21 protein-coding genes and 1 CRISPR repeat array are annotated in these 19,892 nt (G+C 67.8%); of the genes, 9 read left to right on the top strand and 12 right to left on the bottom strand.

Going from position 1 to position 19,892, the window contains the following annotated elements; all coding sequences use genetic code 11:
• Nucleotides 1-14 precede the first annotated feature (14 nt).
• From HUW46_RS23050 to HUW46_RS23010, 9 genes are read left to right on the top strand one after another with little or no spacing between them, the layout of a single operon-like run.
• Complete coding sequence (locus tag HUW46_RS23050) at nucleotides 15-515, top strand: hypothetical protein (RefSeq protein WP_215549246.1); 501 nt, start codon at nucleotides 15-17, stop codon at nucleotides 513-515.
• A complete protein-coding gene (locus HUW46_RS23045; RefSeq protein ID WP_215549245.1) occupies nucleotides 515-2,452 on the top strand; it encodes a phage tail protein in 1,938 nt (645 codons plus the stop codon). The genes HUW46_RS23050 and HUW46_RS23045 overlap by 1 nt, the downstream gene beginning before the upstream one ends.
• Nucleotides 2,449-3,846 (top strand): hypothetical protein, encoded by a 1,398-nt coding sequence (locus tag HUW46_RS23040; RefSeq protein ID WP_215549244.1) that lies wholly within the window; start codon nucleotides 2,449-2,451, stop codon nucleotides 3,844-3,846. Before HUW46_RS23045 ends, HUW46_RS23040 begins: the two co-directional genes overlap by 4 nt.
• Entirely contained in the window at nucleotides 3,843-4,952 is a 1,110-nt protein-coding gene (locus HUW46_RS23035) for a DUF5047 domain-containing protein (RefSeq protein WP_215549243.1), read from the top strand. Before HUW46_RS23040 ends, HUW46_RS23035 begins: the two co-directional genes overlap by 4 nt.
• Nucleotides 4,949-5,668, top strand: a complete 720-nt coding sequence (locus tag HUW46_RS23030; RefSeq protein WP_215549242.1) for a hypothetical protein — start codon at nucleotides 4,949-4,951, stop codon at nucleotides 5,666-5,668. The genes HUW46_RS23035 and HUW46_RS23030 overlap by 4 nt, the downstream gene beginning before the upstream one ends.
• An 11-nt stretch (nucleotides 5,669-5,679) precedes the next feature.
• Nucleotides 5,680-6,252 carry a hypothetical protein gene (locus tag HUW46_RS23025; RefSeq protein WP_215549241.1) on the top strand — a complete coding sequence of 191 codons (573 nt, stop codon included), beginning with the start codon at nucleotides 5,680-5,682 and terminating at the stop codon, nucleotides 6,250-6,252.
• On the top strand, nucleotides 6,252-6,548 hold the full coding sequence (locus HUW46_RS23020; protein WP_215549240.1) for a hypothetical protein: 297 nt from the start codon (nucleotides 6,252-6,254) through the stop codon (nucleotides 6,546-6,548). The genes HUW46_RS23025 and HUW46_RS23020 overlap by 1 nt, the downstream gene beginning before the upstream one ends.
• The gene (locus HUW46_RS23015) at nucleotides 6,548-7,522 is read left to right on the top strand and encodes a glycoside hydrolase family 25 protein (RefSeq protein WP_215549239.1); all 975 of its coding nucleotides are present in this window, start codon (nucleotides 6,548-6,550) and stop codon (nucleotides 7,520-7,522) included. Before HUW46_RS23020 ends, HUW46_RS23015 begins: the two co-directional genes overlap by 1 nt.
• Nucleotides 7,519-7,770 carry a hypothetical protein gene (locus HUW46_RS23010; RefSeq protein WP_215549238.1) on the top strand — a complete coding sequence of 84 codons (252 nt, stop codon included), beginning with the start codon at nucleotides 7,519-7,521 and terminating at the stop codon, nucleotides 7,768-7,770. Before HUW46_RS23015 ends, HUW46_RS23010 begins: the two co-directional genes overlap by 4 nt.
• A gap of 100 nt (nucleotides 7,771-7,870) precedes the next feature.
• On the opposite strand, the gene HUW46_RS23005 is transcribed toward HUW46_RS23010, so the two are convergent.
• The 12 genes from HUW46_RS23005 to cas3 all read right to left on the bottom strand — a co-directional run bounded on the left by HUW46_RS23005 (nucleotide 7,871) and on the right by cas3 (nucleotide 19,643).
• Nucleotides 7,871-8,071 carry a hypothetical protein gene (locus HUW46_RS23005; protein ID WP_215549237.1) on the bottom strand — a complete coding sequence of 67 codons (201 nt, stop codon included), beginning with the start codon at nucleotides 8,069-8,071 and terminating at the stop codon, nucleotides 7,871-7,873.
• Nucleotides 8,072-8,091: 20 nt separating this feature from the next.
• Nucleotides 8,092-8,220 (bottom strand): hypothetical protein, encoded by a 129-nt coding sequence (locus tag HUW46_RS48785; RefSeq protein ID WP_256451443.1) that lies wholly within the window; start codon nucleotides 8,218-8,220, stop codon nucleotides 8,092-8,094.
• A 330-nt stretch (nucleotides 8,221-8,550) separates the two neighbouring features.
• Nucleotides 8,551-8,910 carry a hypothetical protein gene (locus HUW46_RS23000; protein WP_215549236.1) on the bottom strand — a complete coding sequence of 120 codons (360 nt, stop codon included), beginning with the start codon at nucleotides 8,908-8,910 and terminating at the stop codon, nucleotides 8,551-8,553.
• Nucleotides 8,907-9,248 (bottom strand): hypothetical protein, encoded by a 342-nt coding sequence (locus HUW46_RS22995; RefSeq protein WP_215549235.1) that lies wholly within the window; start codon nucleotides 9,246-9,248, stop codon nucleotides 8,907-8,909. Before HUW46_RS22995 ends, HUW46_RS23000 begins: the two co-directional genes overlap by 4 nt.
• Nucleotides 9,245-9,517, bottom strand: coding sequence for a hypothetical protein (locus HUW46_RS22990; RefSeq protein WP_215549234.1), 273 nt, complete (start codon nucleotides 9,515-9,517; stop codon nucleotides 9,245-9,247). Before HUW46_RS22990 ends, HUW46_RS22995 begins: the two co-directional genes overlap by 4 nt.
• A gap of 76 nt (nucleotides 9,518-9,593) precedes the next feature.
• Nucleotides 9,594-10,583 (bottom strand): helix-turn-helix transcriptional regulator, encoded by a 990-nt coding sequence (locus tag HUW46_RS22985; protein WP_215549233.1) that lies wholly within the window; start codon nucleotides 10,581-10,583, stop codon nucleotides 9,594-9,596.
• A 117-nt stretch (nucleotides 10,584-10,700) separates the two neighbouring features.
• Nucleotides 10,701-10,988 carry a hypothetical protein gene (locus HUW46_RS22980; protein WP_215549232.1) on the bottom strand — a complete coding sequence of 96 codons (288 nt, stop codon included), beginning with the start codon at nucleotides 10,986-10,988 and terminating at the stop codon, nucleotides 10,701-10,703.
• Nucleotides 10,985-11,539 carry a hypothetical protein gene (locus HUW46_RS22975; protein WP_215549231.1) on the bottom strand — a complete coding sequence of 185 codons (555 nt, stop codon included), beginning with the start codon at nucleotides 11,537-11,539 and terminating at the stop codon, nucleotides 10,985-10,987. The genes HUW46_RS22980 and HUW46_RS22975 overlap by 4 nt, the downstream gene beginning before the upstream one ends.
• Before the next feature lie 580 nt (nucleotides 11,540-12,119).
• A CRISPR array of direct repeats spans nucleotides 12,120-13,328; the repeat unit is 37 nt; unit sequence GTTGCGATCCTCATCGGCCCCGGAGGGCCGATGCCAC.
• Nucleotides 13,329-13,441: 113 nt separating this feature from the next.
• A complete protein-coding gene (gene cas7c, locus HUW46_RS22970) occupies nucleotides 13,442-14,332 on the bottom strand; it encodes a type I-C CRISPR-associated protein Cas7/Csd2 (protein WP_215549230.1) in 891 nt (296 codons plus the stop codon).
• Nucleotides 14,333-14,384: 52 nt separating this feature from the next.
• A complete protein-coding gene (cas8c, locus tag HUW46_RS22965) occupies nucleotides 14,385-16,163 on the bottom strand; it encodes a type I-C CRISPR-associated protein Cas8c/Csd1 (RefSeq protein ID WP_215549229.1) in 1,779 nt (592 codons plus the stop codon).
• Nucleotides 16,164-16,772 carry a type I-C CRISPR-associated protein Cas5c gene (gene cas5c, locus HUW46_RS22960; RefSeq protein WP_256451452.1) on the bottom strand — a complete coding sequence of 203 codons (609 nt, stop codon included), beginning with the start codon at nucleotides 16,770-16,772 and terminating at the stop codon, nucleotides 16,164-16,166.
• A gap of 678 nt (nucleotides 16,773-17,450) precedes the next feature.
• Nucleotides 17,451-19,643: a CRISPR-associated helicase Cas3' gene (gene cas3 / locus HUW46_RS22955; protein WP_215549228.1), complete on the bottom strand. Its 2,193-nt coding sequence runs from the start codon at nucleotides 19,641-19,643 to the stop codon at nucleotides 17,451-17,453.
• Between the last annotated feature and the right edge of the window lie 249 nt (nucleotides 19,644-19,892).

Raw genomic sequence — 19,892 nt, 5'->3', positions numbered from 1 at the left:
CGAGGGAGGCGTAGGTGGCCAAGCAGACCTTGACGGTCCACATGCGCCTCGACGGTGCCCGCGAGACGCTGCGAGCGTTCCGCGGGCTGCCCAAGGACGCGAACAACGAACTCCGCGACGCGTCCCAGCGGCTCGCGAAAGCGCTCGCGGTCAAGGCCAAGGCGGACGCCACAACGAACGGCGGGCCGCAAGGGCGGTTGCTGGCGCCGACGGTGCGCGCGGCGCGGGACCGGGTGCCGGTCGTGCAGGTGGGCGGAACCCGGCGCGTCGGCCGCTTCCGCCAGCCCGCCTACGGTGTCCTGTTCGGGTCGGTGTTCGGGATGAACGGCGCATCCGGGTGGTACAACCGCACCCGGTACCGCGCGAGCCACGGCCGCCAGTACCGGCCCCACCGCGGAACACAGGCGTACTGGTTCTTCCCGCTCGTCGAGCACGAAGCGGGCACCATCAGCCGCGAGTGGAACCGCGCCGCGGACGAGATCGTGCAGCGGTTCGCCACCGGCGGTGGTGCCTGATGGCCGCCGGGGAGCGCACGATCCGTATCCGGTTCACCGGCACGGCCGCCAAGCTCGTGGCCGCCGCGAAGGCTGGTGCGGCCGCCGTCGACGAGTTCCGCGACAAGTTCGAGCGGCACGGCAAGGTCGTCGCGGCCGCCACGTCGCTCTACGCGGCGGGCGCGGCTGGTATGGCGTCGCTGGCGCAGAAGGGCGCACTCGTCGCCACGGTGTTCTCGTCCCTGGTGTCCGTTGGCGCGATGCTGGCGAACTCGGCGGGCGCGGCGCCGCTGTTCGTCGCCGGGATGCTCGGCGCCGCCGGTGCGATAGCCGCGGTGAAGCTCGGCGCCGACGGCGCGAAACGCGCGTTCGAGGGGCTGCGGTCCACAACGGACACCCTCAAGGCGCAAGTCTCGGGCGCCTTCGAGAAGGCGCTACTGCCGGGCGTCAACAGCCTGAAAACCGTTCTGCCGCAACTGTCCGGCGGTCTCCAGCAGATCGCGACCGCGATGGGACAGGCGTTCTCGCGCGTCACCGAGCTGGTCAAGACCAGCGGCGCCGCTCAGCAACTCAACGGCGTTTTCGGTGGCATGGCAACGATAATCCGCAACATCGGGGCGTTTCTCGCACCGGTCATCGTTGCCTTGATCCGCATCGGTTCGGTTGCTATGCCGATCCTCGCGCAGATGACGGCAGGGTTCGGCGCCGCCGGTGAGCGGTTCCGCGCGTTCATCGACGCCGCCGCGAACGATGGTCGGTTGGCACAGTGGATCCAGAACGCCCTAACCCTTTTTCACACGCTCGGCGATATGGCCGGACAAGCCTTTTCGATCCTTCACGACGTGATCAGTGGCCTTCTGGCGTCGGATCTCGGCGGCCTCTCCGGCGGGCTCGGCACGATCCTCGCGACCGTTCAGGCGTTCACCAGCTCGGCCGCCGGACAGCAAGCTATCCGCGCTGTCGGCGACGCTCTCGCCGCCGTCTCCGGCGCCGTCGGTCAGGTACTCAACGCCGGACTTCGCGCGATAGCACCGATCATCCCGCCCTTGGCGGCCGCGTTCGCGCAACTGGCCACAATGGCCGGAACCGTGCTCGCCGCCGCGCTCCGAATCTTGGCCCCGATCCTGCTCGCGGTCGCGAACTTCTTGCAACAGAACATGTCTTGGCTCGGGCCGGTCGTGATCGCGGTGGGCGCGCTCGCCGCCGGCCTCGGCGTGCTGAACGCCGCGTTCGCCGCCTGGAAAGTCATTCAGGAAGCCGCCACCATCGCTCAATGGGCCTGGAACGCCGCGCTAGCAGCAAATCCCGTCGTCCTCGTTATCGGACTGCTCGCCGGGCTCGTCGCCGCGTTCGTGACCTTATGGAACAAGAGCGCAGAATTTCGAGACTTTTTCATCGGAATTTGGAATGCGATCAAGGATGCGCTAGCCGCCGTTGGCCGATTTTTCGCGGACGTGTGGGACGGAATTTGGTTGCAAGTCGACCGATTGGTCGGCATGATCCGCGACGCCTGGAACTCCGCCGGGGATTTCATCAAAAGCGTTTTCCGAGGTGTCGGAAATTTCCTTGAAACAATCTGGGACGGAATCGGGCGCGGACTGAAAGGTGCAATAAACTGGGTTATTGACCGGATCAACAGCTTGGTACACGGCGTCAATGACGTGACCGGAATTGTTGGCATTCCCAAAATACCAGACATCCCGCACCTGGCGCGAGGTGGCACCGCGACCGCCGGACAGTCCTATTTGGTCGGTGAGCGCGGCCCCGAGCTGTTCACCCCCGGCCGCACCGGGCGAGTGACGAACGCGAACACGACGGCGGCCGCGCTCGGCGCCGCCACGGCCCCGGAGGTGCACGTGTACATCGGAGACCGCGAACTCACCGATCTTGTGCGGGTCGTGGTGCGCGAGTCCAACCGCGCCACCCGCCGCGCCGTTCTCGCCGGGGGCACCGCATGATCACCGCCACCTACGCCGACGACCTCGCGCGCGTCCGCCTGGCGCTCACCGGAGCGCCCGCTGACGCCGACTACGCGACCGTCGAACGGTCTACCGACGGGATCAACTGGGCCACCGTGCGCGGCGGCGCCACGGTGCCGCTCAGCGCCGGGAACGGCAACCTCGACGACTACGAGTTCGCCGCCGGAGTGCCGAACCAGTACCGGGTGTCCTACGTGGATACCGCGCTGCCGTCGTTCGTCGGCAACGGCACCCCGTCGACCGCGGACAACGCACCGGTCAGTCCCGCGCTCCCGGCCTCGACGCTGCTCGACGGTGACCTGTTGCTGTTGCTCGCCACCATCCGCAACCCGGCGGCCGGAACCGCGGTCGCGCCCACCGGATGGACGACGGTCACCACGTACGGGAACCTGTTCGTTTTCGCCTGCCGCTACACCCCCGGCCTGACCGCGCCAACGGTGACGTTCACCGGCGGCTCGGCGGGCGACATCACCACCGGCCAGATAGCCGCGTTCCGCAACACCGGATCGGTACTCTCCGGGGTCGGGCAGGCGTCCGGCGCCGGGGCCGGTATCGGCTACCCGCCGTTCTACTGTGGACCAGACGCGCGCCTCGCCGTCATTCTCGCGTGGAAACAGGCGACAGTAACCGGCGATACCCCGCCCATCGTGACCGGCCGCGTGCTGGCGGTCTCATCCGCGCTCGGCGGCGGCGCGTCGGCGTTCGGCTACACCCAGAACGTCGCCGGGAACACCAGCTACAACACCGGCACCATCGCCCTGTCCTCGGACGCAACCGCGATCAGCCGGTCTCTGGTGCTCACCTACGGGCAGCTCCCGTACCTCACCCGCGAGTCGACGAGCATCACCCCTGCCCCGAGCACGGTGTGGCTGAAGAACCCGAGCCGTCCGGCCGTCAATACACCCGTCACGGTCACGGACTGGTCGGACATCACCCGCCCGGCCCGGACCGCCGTGCACGAGGTGGTCGGGCGCACGATGCCGGTGGCGGTGACCGATGTGCAGGGCTCGCGCCGGTTCACCCTCACCATAACTACCGGAGACCTCGCGGCCGCCGGAGACATGGATTCCCGGCTGGCGACCGGAGACGTGCTCTTCCTCCAGCCGCCGGGCCCGGACTGCCCGGTGCCCGGACCGCTCTACGCCGTCGTCGGTGACATCAGCATGTCGCGGCACAGCAAGCGCGCCCGCCGCCGGTTCTTCGACCTGCCGCTGACCGAGGTTGCCGCGCCCGGCCCGACGGTGCTCGGCGACACGCTCTTGTGGGCCGACGTGCCGAAGAACTACGCCACGTGGGCCGACGTACAGGCCGCGGTGAGCACCTGGGCGAACCTGCAACAAAAGCTCGTGCCGGGTGAGGTGATCGTGCCGTGAGACCGGTCACCGACTCCTACCTGTCGACCGTGCGCGGCTCGCACAAAGCGGTCTCCCGTGCGCGGATTGTCCAACCTGGACAGTTCGGCGTGAACCCGACCGGTGTCGAGATTCCGATACTCGGCGGCGACGTGACCGCGCAGCTCGACGCCGACGTGAACGCGACGCTCGACCTCACCACGCTCTACGACTGGCCCGCCACGGCGGCCGCGCTCGGCACCCCGTACGGGCAGGAGATCTACGTGGAAAGTGGCGTCGAGTACGGCACCGGCACGAAGGAATACGTCGGGCTCGGTTACTTCCGTATCGACTCGGTCGAGCAGGACCGGACGCCGAACGGCCCTATCCGCATCACGGGGTCCGACCGGTCGGCGAACATCCGCGACGGCCGCAACCCCGCCCCGATCCAGTTCGGCGCAGGCGCCACCCTAGCGAGCGTTTTCGACTACCTCGTGGGCCAAGTGGTGCCCAACCTCGTGTCGGTCTACGACGACCCCGCCATGAAAACCAAGCCGATCGGGTGGCCGTACACAGTGGACGAGGACCGGTTGAAGTTCGTTCGAGACCTCGCCGCCGCCTACGGGAAACGCCTGTTCTTCGACTATGCCGGGCGAATGCAGGTCCGCAACGCACCTCTGCCCACCAACGCTCCCGTGTGGACAGTGAACCAGGGCCGTAACGGCGTGCTCGTGTCGATGAAACGGGAACTGTCCCGAGACGGCGTGTACAACGCCGTCGTGGCAACCGGCGAACCAGCCGGGGAACTCCCGCCGGTGCGCGGCGTGGTCGTCGACGACAACCCAACCAGCCCCACCTACTGGAACGGTCCGTTCGGTCGAGTACCGCGGTTCTTCTCGTCGTCGTTCATGACCACAAACCAGCAGTGCGTCAACGCCGCCCGCGCGCAGCTCGCGAAGAGCACCGGCCTGCCCTACACCGTGTCCCTCGGCGCCGTCCCGAACCACGCACTCGAACCCGGCGACGTGATCACGGTCGACTACAACCGCCGCGCCGACCCAGAAACACACATCATCGACCGAATCCAATATGGACTCACCGCCGACGGGCCCATGGCCATCGAAACGAGAAAGCAGTATCTGACATGAGAAGCGACGAGATCGCATCACTGATCACCGAAGGAATGGCACCCCCGGCGGGAAACTCCGACATCGGTTTTCACCAAGGAGTAGTGGAGTCGTGGGACGACGCCACCGGCGTGAACTCGGTGAGCCTGAACGGCGCGATCCTGACGAACCTGCGGTGCCTGTCGATCGGGCCCGGAATCCTGCTCAGCGTCGGGGATGTCGTCGCGTTGCTCCGGTTCCAGCAAACGTATTTCATCCTCGGCAAGATCGCCGCCCCCGGAGCCGGTGCCGCCCTCGGCCTGCGCTCCCAGACGGTGACGCCGCGCAACTCCGCTACCGGCGGCGCGTACGCCGACCTGCCCACGTTCGGCCCGACCGTGACGTGCTACATCAGCAAGGCGCGCCGTGCGCTCGTGATCATGTCCGCCACGATGAATTGCCAGAACGGATGGGCGAGGGCGACGACCTTCGTTTCTGGGGCGTCGTCCATCGACCCCGAGGCGTACGGCAAGTCGCCGCTCACGTCAGGTGGTTTCGACCCGAACCACGCCGATGATCCGATCCACTCGGCGGGGCTCTGGTCCTCTTGTAGTCAGTCCATTGTGTTCACTGCCGCCGACGGGCTCAACGAAGGCCAGAACACGTTCACCATGAAATACCGCCGTGACCCCCAAGCCGGTTACACGCCGTATGACGCGCGTTTCGAAGACCGGACGCTGACCGTTATCCCGTTCTGAAAGGAGGAACCATGCCCAACACGCCGATTTTCGCTCTGCCGTACCCGGCGCAGACCGACCCGCCGAACGGGCCCGGCCAGATTCAGGCGCTGGCGACTGCGACGGAAACCGCGCTCGGCACGGTGAAAGCGTCGCCGAACAACCGGCCGTATTTCCACGGCTACACCACCGGCACACAAGGCGGTTTCGCCAGCGCCACCGACACACCGGTGAACATCACCGCGGAGTTCGCCAAGGTCAACATGACGCACCCCGGCGGCTCGTCCCGCGTAACTCCGACGGTCGCCGGAATCTACCGGGTGAAAGCACAAATCATGTTCCCCGGCGGCGTCGGCTCGACCGCGGACGACAAGCGGATACTCGCCACGATCCGTGTCAACGGGTCGATCCCGACGGGCAGCAAGTACGGGAGCGCGGCGGCGAAAACCACCGGGTTTGTCTCCCAGCTCGCCGAGTACGAAACCACCGTCCGGTGCAACGGCACGAGCGACTACATCGAAATGTGGGCCAACCACAACATGGGCGGCACGCTCACCCTTGACCCCGGCTCGATACTGACCATTGAACGCGTGGGTGACTACTGATGACCGAGTTCCTGATTTGGGGTGGCGTCGTTGTCGGCGGCGCCGGAACCCTCGCCGGGCTGTGGCGCGTCATCCGCGCTTTCGCCCGTGTAGTACGGAAACTTTCGCATTTCGCGGACGACTGGTTTGGGCAGGAGGCGCGGCCCGGCGTGCCCGAGCGGCCCGGCGTCATGGCCCGGCTGGAGTCCATCGAGGACTACGTGAGATCCGTACAGCACGAGGTGGTCCCGAACTCCGGCGCGAGCCTGCGCGACGCCGTAGATCGAATCGAGAGCAAGACCAGGAGTGGTGAGTAATGGCCCTCGGGATTGACATCTACCGGAAGTTCCAGACGGTCACCGACTGGGGAGCGGTGAAGCGACACGGGGTGTCCTTTGTGTACACCAAAGTCAGCGACGGCGGCGGGATCGCGACGGCGGGCCCTGCCGACGCGATCGTGAACGGCGCGAAGTCGGTCGGCATCCCGGTGGGCGGCTACCACTACGCGCAACTCACCCCGAGCCCCGAGCGGCAAGCCGAAGTGTTCGTCGACGAGGTTCGGCGGCTCGGCGCGCTCGACCTCGTGCCCGCGCTCGACCTCGAAGCACCGTTCGGTCCGAACGCGGCCGCGCGAGACTTCGGCGTCCGTTTCTGCCGACGCGTCGCCGAGCTGGGGCACCGACCCGGCGTGTACCTGAACAACGCGTTCGCCGTGGCCACCCGCCCGGACCAGTGGGGAATCCCCGGCCTGGCCATCTGGATCGCACGCTACGGCGCACGACCCGACCCCGCCGCCGGGCACTACGACGTGCACCAGTACTCCAGCACCGGCGCGGTCCCCGGCATCCGCGCGCAGTCCGTGGACCTGAACGAGTCCTACACCACCGCACATTTCGTTGCACAGCAAGGAGAAGATGACATGTTCACCGACGCCGACCGGCAGAAACTCGAAGCGGTGTTCTCGATCGCACTCAACACACCGGACGTAGACGGCGACGGCCACGCCGGAGACATCAGCCTCGGCCAGTTCCGCCAGTGGGACTACGACAACGGGCGCGCACTCGCCGCCAAGCTCGACGCCCTCACCGCCGCCGTAGCTCGATCCGGCGGGATCACCGCGGAGCAGCTCGCCGCCGCGCTCCGGCCCGGCCTGGTGGCCGATGTGCTGCCCGCACTCCGCGCCGCCGTCGCCGACGTGCTCGGCGCCGACAACGAGCACCAGGCCGACGAGATCGCGAGCGCCGTGCTCGACAAGCTCGGCGCGAAGCTGACGACGGCGGCCGCGCAGTGACCGCCCGCCTTCGGCTCATCCTGGCCACCTACCGCCAGACCGTGGCGGCCGCGCTCGCGACCATCACCCCGGCCGCCGTCGTCGCCGTGCTCGACCTCATCGGGGTCAACGTCCCGTACGGGTGGGCGGTGATCGCATCGGCCATCCTCGCGCCGCTCGGCGTCGCCCTGGCGGCGAACGCGCCCACGCCGGGCCCGACGGCCGCAGAACTGTCGGCCCCCGGCGCTACCCTGCGCGCCGACAACTAGATCCGGCGCCGGGTCTCCCCTTCCATACCGGCGACGAGCCCAACGAGAAGCGCGCCCCCTGGTCCAGTCGGACCAGGGGGCGCCTTTTCGCGTTCTGGGGTCAGCAGGGCGGCACGAAACCGTCCAGCCATCCCGTGCCGTCGCACACGTCGCATTTCTTCTCCACGACGGCGGTGTATCCGCCGACCGTCGCGACGTGTTCGGCTACGGAGCCGTCCCCGGCAACTTGCCGCTTGCGGGGTCGCCCGTCGGGGCCGATCGTCGGCACGTCGGCCCGGCATCCGTGGCACGCAGTCTTCATGTCGGGGATGATACGCGCGCTCAGTCGACCCACCCCGAACCGCCGCAAGTCGGGCAGACTTCTTCGGTTTCGACGGTGTTGCCGTCCTTGTCCGTCTTCTTCTTGATGATGTGCGTATTTGCGTTGCAGGTGGGGCAAATGTGCTTCACGTTGTTACCTCCCTGATCGAACACTGATCGGTATGCGCATAGCCGCATACCGCCGGACGGGTTCGGCCCCGCGCCGGGATCACCGACGCGGGGCCTGCCCTGCCGATCCCTTGTGCTCGGCGTCACCGCGTTCGCGACCGCAGTAACGCCGCTTCCTGCCGGATGCACCGCCGACAAGAAGTTCCGGCCCGGCCCCGGACGCCTACTTTGGGGGAACGGCCCACCGCCGTTCGCGCCGGTTTTTGTGTCGGCGGTGGCAGACCTTGCGTCCGGGACCGGGGTTTGGCACCTGGTCCGCGCACCAAGGGGTTGTGCGCGGACCAGGCAGTCTCATTCGAGGGCGGTCAACCCCCAGTGCCGTGCTATCTCGACCAGCGGCACCAGCTCGGGCACATCCCAGTCGGCGGCTGGCTCGTGCCCGGCGAGAGCGAACAGGCCGCTCGGTTTGCCGTCGGTGTCGGCGGCTTCCCGCCACTTGTCCCCGCTGCCGTCGGTCACGGTCAGAAGGTGGTTCGCGCATCCGAAACACGCCGTGTCGTCGCTCCAGTCGCCCGGTTCGAGCTGGAACAGGTCGTAGGGGTTGACCGGCTTGCCACAGTCGAGCAGGGCCGGTTCGGTGTGGTGCCGGAACCGATGCACCCGCTCGTCGGAGCCTTCGGCGAGCCGACCATAGGTGACGTAGAAGGTCACAACGGCCGTCCCGGGATCCAGAGTTCGGGCGCGCGGACGCCGAGCGCGAGCCGGGGCGCGAGACGGTGACTCGGCTTCGGCAAGGTCATCAGCTCTTCGACCAACTCGACGACGCCGCCGTCGCGCTGCCACACCACCTCGCCCGCACCATCGAGCCGGAACGCGTCGGCGTCGGCGTCGCCGCGCACCCGGATCGTGTCCCGCGTGCCCGAGCCCGGCCACCTGTAGGTGCCCTCAATCTGGACCAGCTCACCGTCCCGCGTGCACGGGTAGAACAACCACCCGTTGTGCCGCAGCATCGCTAAGCAGACGTTCGCCTTCGTCTCGCTGCCGTTCACACCCGCACCTCGCCTTGAACCAGGACCGTGTGCGGTGTGCGCTGTGCCCACCGAGCGCACCGCGGGCACGCGTCGGTGAGCGCCACCGGTGACGGGATACGGGTCGCCGAGAGCAGCCATCGTGGATGAAAGTCCAGCGGCGATTCATGCCCCTGGGGCCGGAGGAAGTTGACCTTCTCGTCCTCGACTTCGACGGCAAGGTACAGGTGGGGCAGTCGGTCCCCCTTGTACCAACGGGTCACAACCCGCAGACTCGGCGCGTCGCTCATGGCTACAAGGGTCGACTCACGAAGTGACGCGGTGAAGGGGAACGCCTATGCGCATGGGAACGCGCATAAGCAGCGACTAGCGACGTTCCTCGGCGGCTTCGTGCGCGTGCTGGTACTCGACCACCCACTCCGCTTGCTGCTGGTCCTCAGGGAGCCCAGCCAAACCGGCGGCCAAGTGATCGGCGGCGTCTCCGTGCTCGCCGAGCGCGAGGTGAGCCAGGCCGATATTCAGCCGGTGGAAAGTCGGCGTGAGCCAGTACGCGGTGCCCGGCGGGGCATCCCGGCCAGCGTCGTCGAGCAGATCACCGGCACCGTCCAGCAGCCGTAGAGCTTCGTCCCGCTCGCCGAGCTGGGCGTACCCTTGGGCCGCTTGAGCCGCGTCTCCGATGCGCTGGGACGCATGCGCGCCCGGAGTGTGGTGTGCGGCCAGAAACCACCGAACTATCGCGCGGGGGCGCCCCTGCTGGCGCGCCAAATATCCTTTGAAGTTCGCCGCCTGCGCGGCCAGGGTGCCGTTCTCCGCCTCGTCGGCGAGCTCCTCGGCTTCGGTGAGCAGGCGTACCGCGTCGGCGTCCCTTCGTGCCTCGGCGTGCAGCCACCCGGCAAACTGGACGTACTCGGCTGCCACCGGCGCCAAGGCCTCACGCGACACACCCCGGGCATCGCGGAGTAGCCGTTTCACGACTGCCGTCTGGGACAGCGTCGGCGCAATCAGCAGTTCCGCGCCGAGCACATCATCGAGTCGGCGTTGCGCGGCAAGACTTTGCGCGAAGGCGTCGACCGCCGCCCTGTCGATCCGCTCCGGGTGCTTGACGCTGTAGGCGAGCCGCTCGCGCTGATCGGCGTTCAGCGTCGGCTCACGCTCGGGGAGGAGGGCCCGAAGCACGCCGTCCGCGCCCAACACCGTGTCGAGCCGGGCGGCGGTTATCGGGTCGGCGCCGGGCTCGCCCTTCTCGTACCGGGAGATGCGCGACTGCGAGAGGTGGACTTTCCGGGCAAGCGCGACCTGGGACAACCCTGCCTCTAGCCGGAGACGGCGCAGCATCTCGCCGAAGGTCTCGCCCATCGATGTCCTTCTTTGCGGAGTCGACCTCTTCGCGTGCCCCCGGCCCGTCGACCGGGGGCGTTCCTCCGCGAAGAGGTACCTCATCAGGGTAGCCGTTACCTGACCGGGTGAAACCGGTCAGCGCCGCCACGAGGTGCTCAACGCGACGTGTAGCGCGTCCTTAGCCTCTTCGGCACGGCGTAGGAGGGTTTCGCGGTCGTCGTCTCGGCTGAAGTGCGATATCGCGGTGCTCAGCGCGGCGTACGCCTGTGCGTACGCCGCTTCTCGCTCTTCGTGATCCAGTCGCATGGCGGTCACCTTTCCTGTCAGCGGTTCCAACAACGTCTCGGCGGCACGGTCAGCGCGCCGCCACCCGGCCACGCCGAGCACCACGGCCGCCACGGCGGCGAACTCTCGCAGCCTCACCGCGCCGACGCCTTCACCGACGGCGCCGCGTTCGACTCCGCGATGAGTCGCCGTGCCGTGTCGACCTCGTACGGAGAGCACACCCCTCCCGCGTCGTCGACGTACGGGTGCTTCGGCGACCCGAGCAGCATCGAACCGCAGTCCGCCACCATTTCGAGTTCGTGGGCGCCGAACGCGTCGTAAGTGCGGCCGAGATCGTCGCCGTATCGGTGTCCCTGCTGGACGTGCACCCACTCGTGCGTCACCACCGACGACATGTAATCGCACCCGACCGTCGTGCGAATCCGGACTATCCGATTGTCGATATCAGCGCGGCCGCGATTCTCGCCGAGCGCGTTCGACGTGATGATCCAGTCGTAGCCGTCGCGGCCGAGTTCGTCGAGCCGCTGTTTCATCACCGCGGCCGGATCGCACGGCGGCGACTCAGCGACGGCCGGAGCCTGCCGGATGGTGAGCGCCGCCAGCGCGCCGGTAGCGAATACGAGCGCGGCGACGAGCGCAAGCAGACCCCGCGCAGAGTCGAGCCACTTCGGTCTCGGAGGTTCCCCCACGATCCACGGGTCGTTCGGCGACCACGCGCCGTTACGGTGTCGGCCGACGTATCGGCCACGCCAATTTGTACGGTATTTGTGCGAAACCGGGTTTCCGGTCCGAGCGCTGGCCAGCAATATGCTTGCTGACCAGGCGGTTTGTGGGCCGCCAGGGGCTCGAACCCTGGACCCAGGGATTAAAAGCCCACGTGTTCGATCGCGATGATCTTGAAATAGCCTTCGCTTACAGGGCTTCTACCTGCGGTTTCGTCGACTTCAAGATCATGTTTGCGACTGTTAACGGCCAGTCTGGGCTCCGTTATGTCTCCGTTCTTCCTGCCGTGCTCCCAAGACCGGCAAATGCCGTCTGAACTGGGCTTTTGCCTCTATCGAGGCTGCCTGAAGTGTGGGAGAGCGACCTGGAGGCGGTAGTGCTGGGGATCTGTGATCCCCTGCTCCGCCATCTGGGTGAGGGACCCGCATAGCTGTGGAAACGAGCGAATTCCCACGACACCTACAGGCGCCCCATCGGGACGAGTTTGCGACCTCTGCAGTCTCCCTCCGCCGTCGCCGCCTTGGACAACCCGAACTCGTCAGCGCGGCTGCGATCGTCATCGGCCCCGGAGGGCCGATGCCACACCTGGTCGGCGGGGAACACCTCGGTCAGCGCTCCGGTGTTGCGATCCTCATCGGCCCCGGAAGGCCGATGCCACCGGATCTGCCACACCTGGTGGATCGAGTGGGGCGAGTTGCGATCCTCATCGGTCCCGGAGGGCCGATGCCACTTTCGGGGTGATCCACCCGGCTTCGACGCAGATGTCGTTGCGATCCTCATCGGCCCCGGAGCGCCGATGCCACGTCGACGGTCTGCTGCGTCGGCCCGAACCGGTCGACGTTGCGATCCTCATCGGCCCCGGAGGCCCGATGCCACAGGCGCTGCAGGCCAGCTGCGCACCCTCGGTGTTGTTGCGATCCTCATCAGCCCCGGAGGGCCGATGCCACCGCGGCCGTGCTGGTCGAGCACCCATCCGCGCGCCTGGTTGCGATCCTCATCGGCCCCGGAGGGCCGATGCCACGCGCTCGCGGCGGGCTGGCGACTGCTGGAGCTGGCCGTTGCGATCCTCATCGGCCCCAGAGGGCCGATGCCACCAATCAGGTGCGTCGAAAACTTTAGGGTGGGTATCGTTGCGATCCTCATCGGCCCCAGAGGGCCGATGCCACGCTGGAAACCGTCGGGGAGACGCTCTCCCCGCTCGGGTTGCGATCCTCATCGGCCCCGGAGGGCCGATGCCACGCCCCGGAATCCAGCCAACCGGTCGACGAGCCCGACGTTGCGATCCTCATCGGCCCCGGAGGGCCGATGCCACCACCGCATGCCGCACCGAACTTCCCTGCTGGCCAACGTTGCGATCCTCATCGGCCCCGGAGGGCCGATGCCACCCGCTCGGGTATGTCGTGGAAGGCCAAGCCCGCGTCCTGTTGCGATCCTCATCAGCCCCGGAGGGCCGATGCCACATTCCCCCTCCACGGCAAGATCACCGTCACCGCAATGTTGCGATCCTCATCGGCCCCGGAGGGCCGATGCCACACGGTAAACCTCAAGCGTACGGCCGCCGTAGATGGAGTTGCGATCCTCATCGGCCCGGGAGGGCTGATGCCACCGTGTTCCATGCCTGGATGATGCCCGCGTTGAACGGGTTGCGATCCTCATCGGCCCGGGAGGGCCGATGCCATCTCCTGCAGACCTCGCGCGGCAGTCGCCCCGGCCTGGTTGTTGCGATCCTCATCGGCCCGGAAGGGCCGATGCCACCGGCCAGGAACGCCTCAGCTCGTCCTCGGGGGCGAGGTAGGCGTAGTGCTCGATCGCCGAGATCGGGATGCTCGCCCATTCCACGTCGGCGGGCCGTGTTTCGTCCATGGCGGTCAGGCCAGTAGTTTGGCCAGCGTCACGCTGCGGGGCAGGTCGTCGGCGGCGGCGTTGACGATGTAGTCACCGTAGGAGCGGGGCGGGCCGGTGACGTGGTCGGCGAGGCTGACGGTGACACGTTCGGTGAGCTTGTGCGCCGGGGCGTTGCCGAAGGTGTTGTCGTGGCTGAAGACGTACAGTCCGCGGGCGGTCATCGTGCCGCGGGCGGCTGAGCGGTCGTGGTCGAACATCATCTCCAGGGTGCGGTAAAGCAGTTCCAGGTCCCGGCTGTCGACCCCAGTCTGCCCGCCGCGCGTGGCGGAGTAGTAGATCTCGGCTTTGTACAGCCCGTAGGGAACGGTCCACTTCCCGCCCATTTCGGTGCTCTCACCCCGGTCGATGTCCTCTTGCCTGGTCTGGGTGACGCGGGTGATGGTGTGTTGCTGGGGCGTGATCGGGTGGTAGCTGCGGGCGTTGGTGACCTGGAGGGGCCCGTAGATCTGGCCCAGGGATTTGGTGTCGCCGGTGGAGAGGACCGCGCCGAAGAGGCGGATGTCGACGTATTTGTCAGTCAGCCAGGATCGGGCCGCCTGCTTCTGCTGCGGGGTGGGGGTCTTCTTCTTGTCGGTGATGTTGTTGGCTGTCAGCGATTCGGCCAGCCTGGTGTTGAGCGCGTGGCCTGCTTCGACGAAGATCCCGTACCGCGAGTCGCCGTCTGCCGCGAGGGGCAGGGTGTTGCGGATCTTGCGTTTGAGCGCCACGTCGGTGACCAGGCCGTGCCCGGTTTCCTCGTCCATGCGGGGCCGGTTGCTGAAGTCCGGGTCGCCGTTGGGGTTGCCGTCGGTGATCTCGAACAGGAAGACCATGTCGTGGCGGACGGCGGGGTCGAGGTGCGGGTCGATGCTCATGGAAGAACCCTTCGGTGCGGTGGAGAAGCGATGGATGTCTGCGGGCGGAAGGTCAGTCCTCGTCGTCTGACTCGGTTGCTGTCTTCTTCTGGTGGTCGCGGGCTCGGCGGGCGTCGTCGGCGCGCTGCTGGTGGTAGCCGAGGACGAATTGCGCTTGACGGTGCGGCGGCAGGAACCCGGGCAGCGGGTCCGCCGGGTTGATCTTGTTGATGAGGGTGTCGAGCGTGCTGCGCAGAGACCATTCGGCGTTCCGGGTTTCCGGGTTGCGGCGGATCTTGCTGAGCCAGGCGGTGGCCAGCTTGCGGCCGGCCAGCACCGCGGGGACCGGGTTGCCAATCGCCGAAGTCATGAACCGGTCGCCGTAGGTCGTGTTGACGTCGGGCCCGTGGGCCTTGTACTGGATTTTCTCCAGGTGCGCGAAGACGCGGCCGTACAGGTAGGCGGTGTCGGTGTGGTTCTCGTCGAGACCGGCGGACACGCGGGACTCCTTCTCTCGGGGATCGCACAGCGCTAGGCGCACGAGGGCCGCGCGGGGGGCGTCGATGCGGCCGTCGGAGGCGATGCGGTGCAGGACGTGGTGCAGGACCGACGGCGGGAGCGGATAGCCGCGTAACGCGCGGGCGAGCAGGTCGCGCTGCACGTGTTCGCGACGTCGGCCGTTCTTGCTGCCGATTTCGGTGTAGCGGCCCTTTTCGCCGCTTCGGCGTTCCCATCGGCCGGTGGCGAGCACGAGCTGCCACAGTCCGAACGGGACCGGCTCGTCGTGGGCCCAGGTGACCATGAGCATGTCGCGGTACCAGTGCGCCAGGTGCAGCAGCACGGTCGGCAACGGCATGTCGATCCAGTCCCGGACCATGATCCGCGAGGCGTTGCCGCCCACGGTCAGCGAGCAGAATCGTTCGTCGCTGGCCACGGACTCGGCCAGTTCCCGCGCACGCGCCAGTTCGCCGGAGCGCAGCCGTGCGAGGAGCACATTGACTTGGTCGGGGTCGGGCCCGGTGGCGAACCCGCTGAGCACGTCCGGTTCTGCGGCGCCCACCACCCACCAGACCATCCGGCTGTCCTGCCCGGGCAGGTTTACCGCGTGCCGTGACCCCAGCAAGCCGGTGAGACCGCTGCCCACCGCGTTGGCGCAGTCGAAACAGATCGGGGTGTGTTCGAGGTTTTTGGTCAGGCCGTATCCGAAGACCCGTTTGTTGACACTCACCAGCGCGGCGTCGTTGCTCGCTCCGGGGACCAAGTGTTTGGCGATCGTGCTCGGCATCGAGTCCACCAGTGGTCTTGTCTCCCCGCACACCAGGCACAGCCCGGCCTGTGGCGTTGTCCCGCCTTTGCGGCGGGCGACTTCCGCGGCCCAGAACCGCATCAGTGACGGCCGGTGGATGACCAGTTCGTCGTCCACCGCGATCAGGACACCGTCCTTCGCCCCCACTCCGTCCGGACGCGCGGGCATGGTCTCGTCCTGGTAGAAGCGGACCAGACGCACGGCCGCCGCGTCGTCTGGTTCGCTGCCCGACCACTCCCGGATCAAGGCCACGAACCGCGCATGGCAGTCGGCGACACGCGCGGGCTCCGTGGTGTCGTCACCCCAGCCGAACACGTACCGGACGTCGTCGGCCCCCATCTGCGGCGCCACGCCGCTCGTCCGCGTCACCGCCGGTGTGACCCTGCGTTGCCCGCGTCGTTTCCCGTCCGGCTCACGCAGCCCGGTCAGCCGGGTTTCGCGGCCGTCGGTGAACAAGTCCAGCCGCCACAGGAATTCCCCTTCCCGGTGAAACGGCGGCGTCGTCACGTTCTCCTCGGCGTACCCGGCCAGGCGCTGCAGCAGCATTCACGCCTCCGCCAGCTCGGTGACCTTGCCGACGCGCGGAATCAGCATCCGCCCGGCCTCCAGCCGCGCGTCGAACCAGGAGAACCGCACGCCCGCCTTGTCGTGGTGAACGCCGTGCAGCATCACCCCGAGATCCATGCTCGTGGAAATCGGATCTCGCTCGTCGACCGGCCCGAAGTAGGCGCTGAACTCCCGCGTCCCCAGGTACGGCTGGTGGAAGCACTGCCCTCGCTCCACCCGCCGCCGGAACTGCCCCCGGTAGGCGGCGGCCGGGTTCGTCGCGTGCCCGCGCAATTCGACATGGGCGTAGATGCGGTAGCAGACGTCCTTCAAACACACCGAGTGCCGCTGCGTCCGGTGCTCCGCCGTGTCCACCGTGCGGCCCGCCAACGCCTCGCTCACCGACACGATGTCGATCGACTCGTTGCGACGTTGCGTGAATTGCGTGATCGGCGCGAGCACGTCGATCGCGACAGGAACCCAGGAGAATTCCGGCTTCCAGAAGATCGATTCCAGGACACCGATCGCCGCCGTCGGCGTCATGACGGGATACGACACCCGCTCGACCTTCAACTCCGGTCGTGTGAACAACGCACCCGGACCCCACACCTGCACGCCCACCGGAACAGCTCCCTCCGGCGAACGCGGTAACCCATCGCCCACAACACGTCCCCTCTCTCGCTCGCTTTGACCTGCCGGGGAGTACTTACCGGAGCGCACCGACAATTCACGGCGGCTGCGGGCTACCCGCCCCTCAGCGGAAAAATCAAAATCAGACGGAACCGGAAATACGCCAGTGTTCTCACGGGACTGGACCGCGGCCCAAAACCCCGACGTACGCCTACCGGCCGACCTGACTTGGTCACGGATACCGCCGCATGCGCAGCGCGGGTACTCCCAGGTAGAGCTGCCGGTGCGGCCGCGCGCGACGCACTGCGACTGGCATGTCCCCACCGTGGAGTGCGCACCGTACGACAGCGCGAAACTGCGCCCCGCCCTCGACGCAACGTCGCGGGAACGGCTGCGCGGCGCCGGAGAATCGACGTCCACCTCAACCCGTGAGTTCACCCGGTCGTGTGTTTCGCTCTGCCCGCGCACGCGCGGAGACCGACAGCACCCGGCGTCTGTCCTGTCCGCTTCTCCAGCGTGCTTCGGCCATCGAACCAGCCCGACTCCCTGCCAGGGCTCGGCCGCGCTGATCACCGCGTTCACCTGGCCCGCCGCGAAGGTCGCCGCACTGGCGGCGCGTGCCTCCGGAACTACCGGAAGATCGGTCCGCCAGGCTGGTCACCACACTTCGCGTTCATTGCCGCCGGTGGTGTCGATGCCGTAGTGCTCGTCGTAGGGGCCGGTCCATTCGTAGAGGTCGCCGAGCACTGGCTTGCACAGGGCCCCGATGGCCGGGTCGCGCAGCAGCCGGTTCGGCAGCGCCACGAGGTAGGGCTGCAGTTGCCGCAGCACCATTCCGGCCTGCTCGGCGGCGTCGCGCAGGCGGGCGACCATGGCCTCTGCTGGGGTCGCACCGTTGTGGTGGTAGGTGACCGCGACGGGCACGGTGTCGTCGTCGAGCATCCGGAAGGCCAGCGAGGGATCGCGGCCGTTGAACTTCCCCATCGCTCGTTCCGGCCCGTCGGCCACCGCCTGGAAATCAAGGCGTTTCCGGTTGTACTGGATCGCCGCGGCCCGGGTGCCGTACTCGGCGTTCGCACGGCGATACAGCGTCCGGTAGTAGCGGTCCAGCGCGTCGACGTCATCCGGCCGCACCACCACGTCCCCGCGTGGTCCGAAGATCTCGCCGGTCACCGCGGACCCAATGCCGTACCCGGCGGGGCTGGACATGTCCCGCGCGTCGAACACCACCACCACGCCGTCCGCGCCGAGTTTGCCTTCCCTGTTCGCCCGTCCCGCGGCCTGCTGCAACGCCTCCGCCGGAGCGAACGCCCGGAACACGACCGGGAAGTCGACATCCACACCGGCCTCGATCAGCTGGGTGGACACCAGCCGCACCGGTCGTCCCTCGGCCAGGCGCTTGTGCACCCTCGCCAGCACGTCGCGGCGATGCGCGGGCATCATCCGGGTCGACAAATGGAAGATCCCCTCCACAGACGCCTCCGCCCACGCCCGGAACACCGACCGGGCGTCCGCGGTCGTGTTGACCACCATCAGGGCCTGCTGGTGCGAGCACGCCCGCTGCGCGACCTCGGCCAGCCTCGGCTTGGGGTCGGACCACCACTCGTAGCGCACCCGCCGCAACGCGGCGAACAGCGCGCGGGGCTCGTCGACGACGTCACGCACCGAAAGTCCGCGCCACACGTCGAACTCCGGGAACGAGGGCTGGGTCGCCGACGCCAGCAGCACCGTTGTGCCGAAGTGCTCCGACAGAATCCGCAGCGCGTCCAGGATCGGCGTCAGCACCCGCAACGGCAGCGCCTGCACCTCGTCGAGCACGATCACCGCGTTCGCCAGCCGGTGCAACTTGCGCATCCGCGACGGCGTGCGCGCGAACAACGAATCAAATAACTGCACGGTCGTGGTGACGACGAACGGACTGTCCCAATTCTCCACCACCGGACGCAACGCACGCTCCGCCGCACCGGACTCGGGTGGTTGGACCGCCGAGTGGTGTTCGAGCACCGCGTCCGCACCGAGCATCGCCCGATACTCCGCGGCGTTCTGCTCGGTGACCGTGATGAACGGGACCGCGACGATCACCCGCCGCTTCCCGTACCGGGCCGCGTGATGCAACGCGAAACCCGCCGACGCCCACGTCTTGCCCACCCCGGTCGGCGCCGGCATCCGGAACGCCCCCGGTGCCTCCGCAGCGCCCCGCACCGCGCCCTGGTACACCCGCTCGCGGATCGCGTCGATCGGAGAACCGACCCGACCGGCCAGCCGCTCCCGGCGCGCGGCCTCGAAACGATCACGCAGCACCGCCATGTCCTCGTCATCGCGCACCCGCGGCCGCGCCCACCCCCGCGCGTGCGCCGTGGTATCGAGATGATCGGCGTCGACCAGCGCCGAGAACACCAGCCGCACCCCCATCTCCGCCACCGTGCTCTCCCGCCAGCCCGCCGGCAGCAACGACATCGACTCCCCGAGCAGAACCTTCTCCGCTTCCGGCAGCGCGCCGAGGAAGGACTCGACCTCGTACCTGCCGCGCGCCGCGTCCGCCGGATCCAGATCCCACAACTCGGGTGGCTTGGTCAGGCCGCCGTGATGGCCCAGAATCGCCATCGCGGCCGACCCCGCGACCCGACGGAGAAGGTTGGCCCCGAGTTCCTTGTGCGGGACACCGACACGGCCGCCGTCCTTTTCCGCGCGCACCAACCCCTCCTGCCACAACTCACACGCCTTACCCGCGTCATGGAACAACCCCAACGCGAACCCCAGCGCCTCAGCACCGAACTCCCCCGCGAACCGCCCCGCCAACGCCGCGGTCGACCGAGCATGATCCGACAACAACTGCCGCTGGCCGTGCACATTCGCACTGTGCGCCCACATAACTCCCCCTGCCTCCACGGAAAGCGCTACCTGGCGTTTGGGTCAAGTCCCAGTTGTCGACTGGATGTTGTGAACCGATGTGCCGCCGACCCGGTGCGACTGAGCATTTTACGTGTCCCCCGGCGGCGCGGATCGGCGGCGACCACCGACCGTGAAATGATCATTGCCTGGCGGCCAGGTCGTTCCACCGGCCTCCAGCCTGCGAGCTGGCGCTCGTCAGAATTTGTG

Origin of the sequence: Amycolatopsis sp. CA-230715 (assembly GCF_018736145.1) — a bacterium.
Lineage (GTDB): Bacteria > Actinomycetota > Actinomycetes > Mycobacteriales > Pseudonocardiaceae > Amycolatopsis.
Note: the sequence above shows the minus strand (reverse complement) of the source record. Positions and strands in the feature narration are given on the sequence as shown.

Excerpts from the sequence above, each read along its gene's own strand:
- cas7c (WP_215549230.1), bottom strand. The coding sequence starts at position 14,332 with ATGAGCATCGACCCGCACCTCGACCCCGCCGTCCGCCACGACATGGTC.
- HUW46_RS23025 (WP_215549241.1), top strand. The coding sequence starts at position 5,680 with ATGCCCAACACGCCGATTTTCGCTCTGCCGTACCCGGCGCAGACCGAC.
- HUW46_RS23030 (WP_215549242.1), top strand. The coding sequence starts at position 4,949 with ATGAGAAGCGACGAGATCGCATCACTGATCACCGAAGGAATGGCACCC.
- HUW46_RS23005 (WP_215549237.1), bottom strand. The coding sequence starts at position 8,071 with ATGAAGACTGCGTGCCACGGATGCCGGGCCGACGTGCCGACGATCGGC.
- HUW46_RS23020 (WP_215549240.1), top strand. The coding sequence starts at position 6,252 with ATGACCGAGTTCCTGATTTGGGGTGGCGTCGTTGTCGGCGGCGCCGGA.
- HUW46_RS22985 (WP_215549233.1), bottom strand. The coding sequence starts at position 10,583 with ATGGGCGAGACCTTCGGCGAGATGCTGCGCCGTCTCCGGCTAGAGGCA.
- HUW46_RS23015 (WP_215549239.1), top strand. The coding sequence starts at position 6,548 with ATGGCCCTCGGGATTGACATCTACCGGAAGTTCCAGACGGTCACCGAC.
- HUW46_RS23045 (WP_215549245.1), top strand. The coding sequence starts at position 515 with ATGGCCGCCGGGGAGCGCACGATCCGTATCCGGTTCACCGGCACGGCC.
- HUW46_RS22990 (WP_215549234.1), bottom strand. The coding sequence starts at position 9,517 with ATGAGCGACGCGCCGAGTCTGCGGGTTGTGACCCGTTGGTACAAGGGG.
- cas8c (WP_215549229.1), bottom strand. The coding sequence starts at position 16,163 with ATGCTGCTGCAGCGCCTGGCCGGGTACGCCGAGGAGAACGTGACGACG.
- HUW46_RS23040 (WP_215549244.1), top strand. The coding sequence starts at position 2,449 with ATGATCACCGCCACCTACGCCGACGACCTCGCGCGCGTCCGCCTGGCG.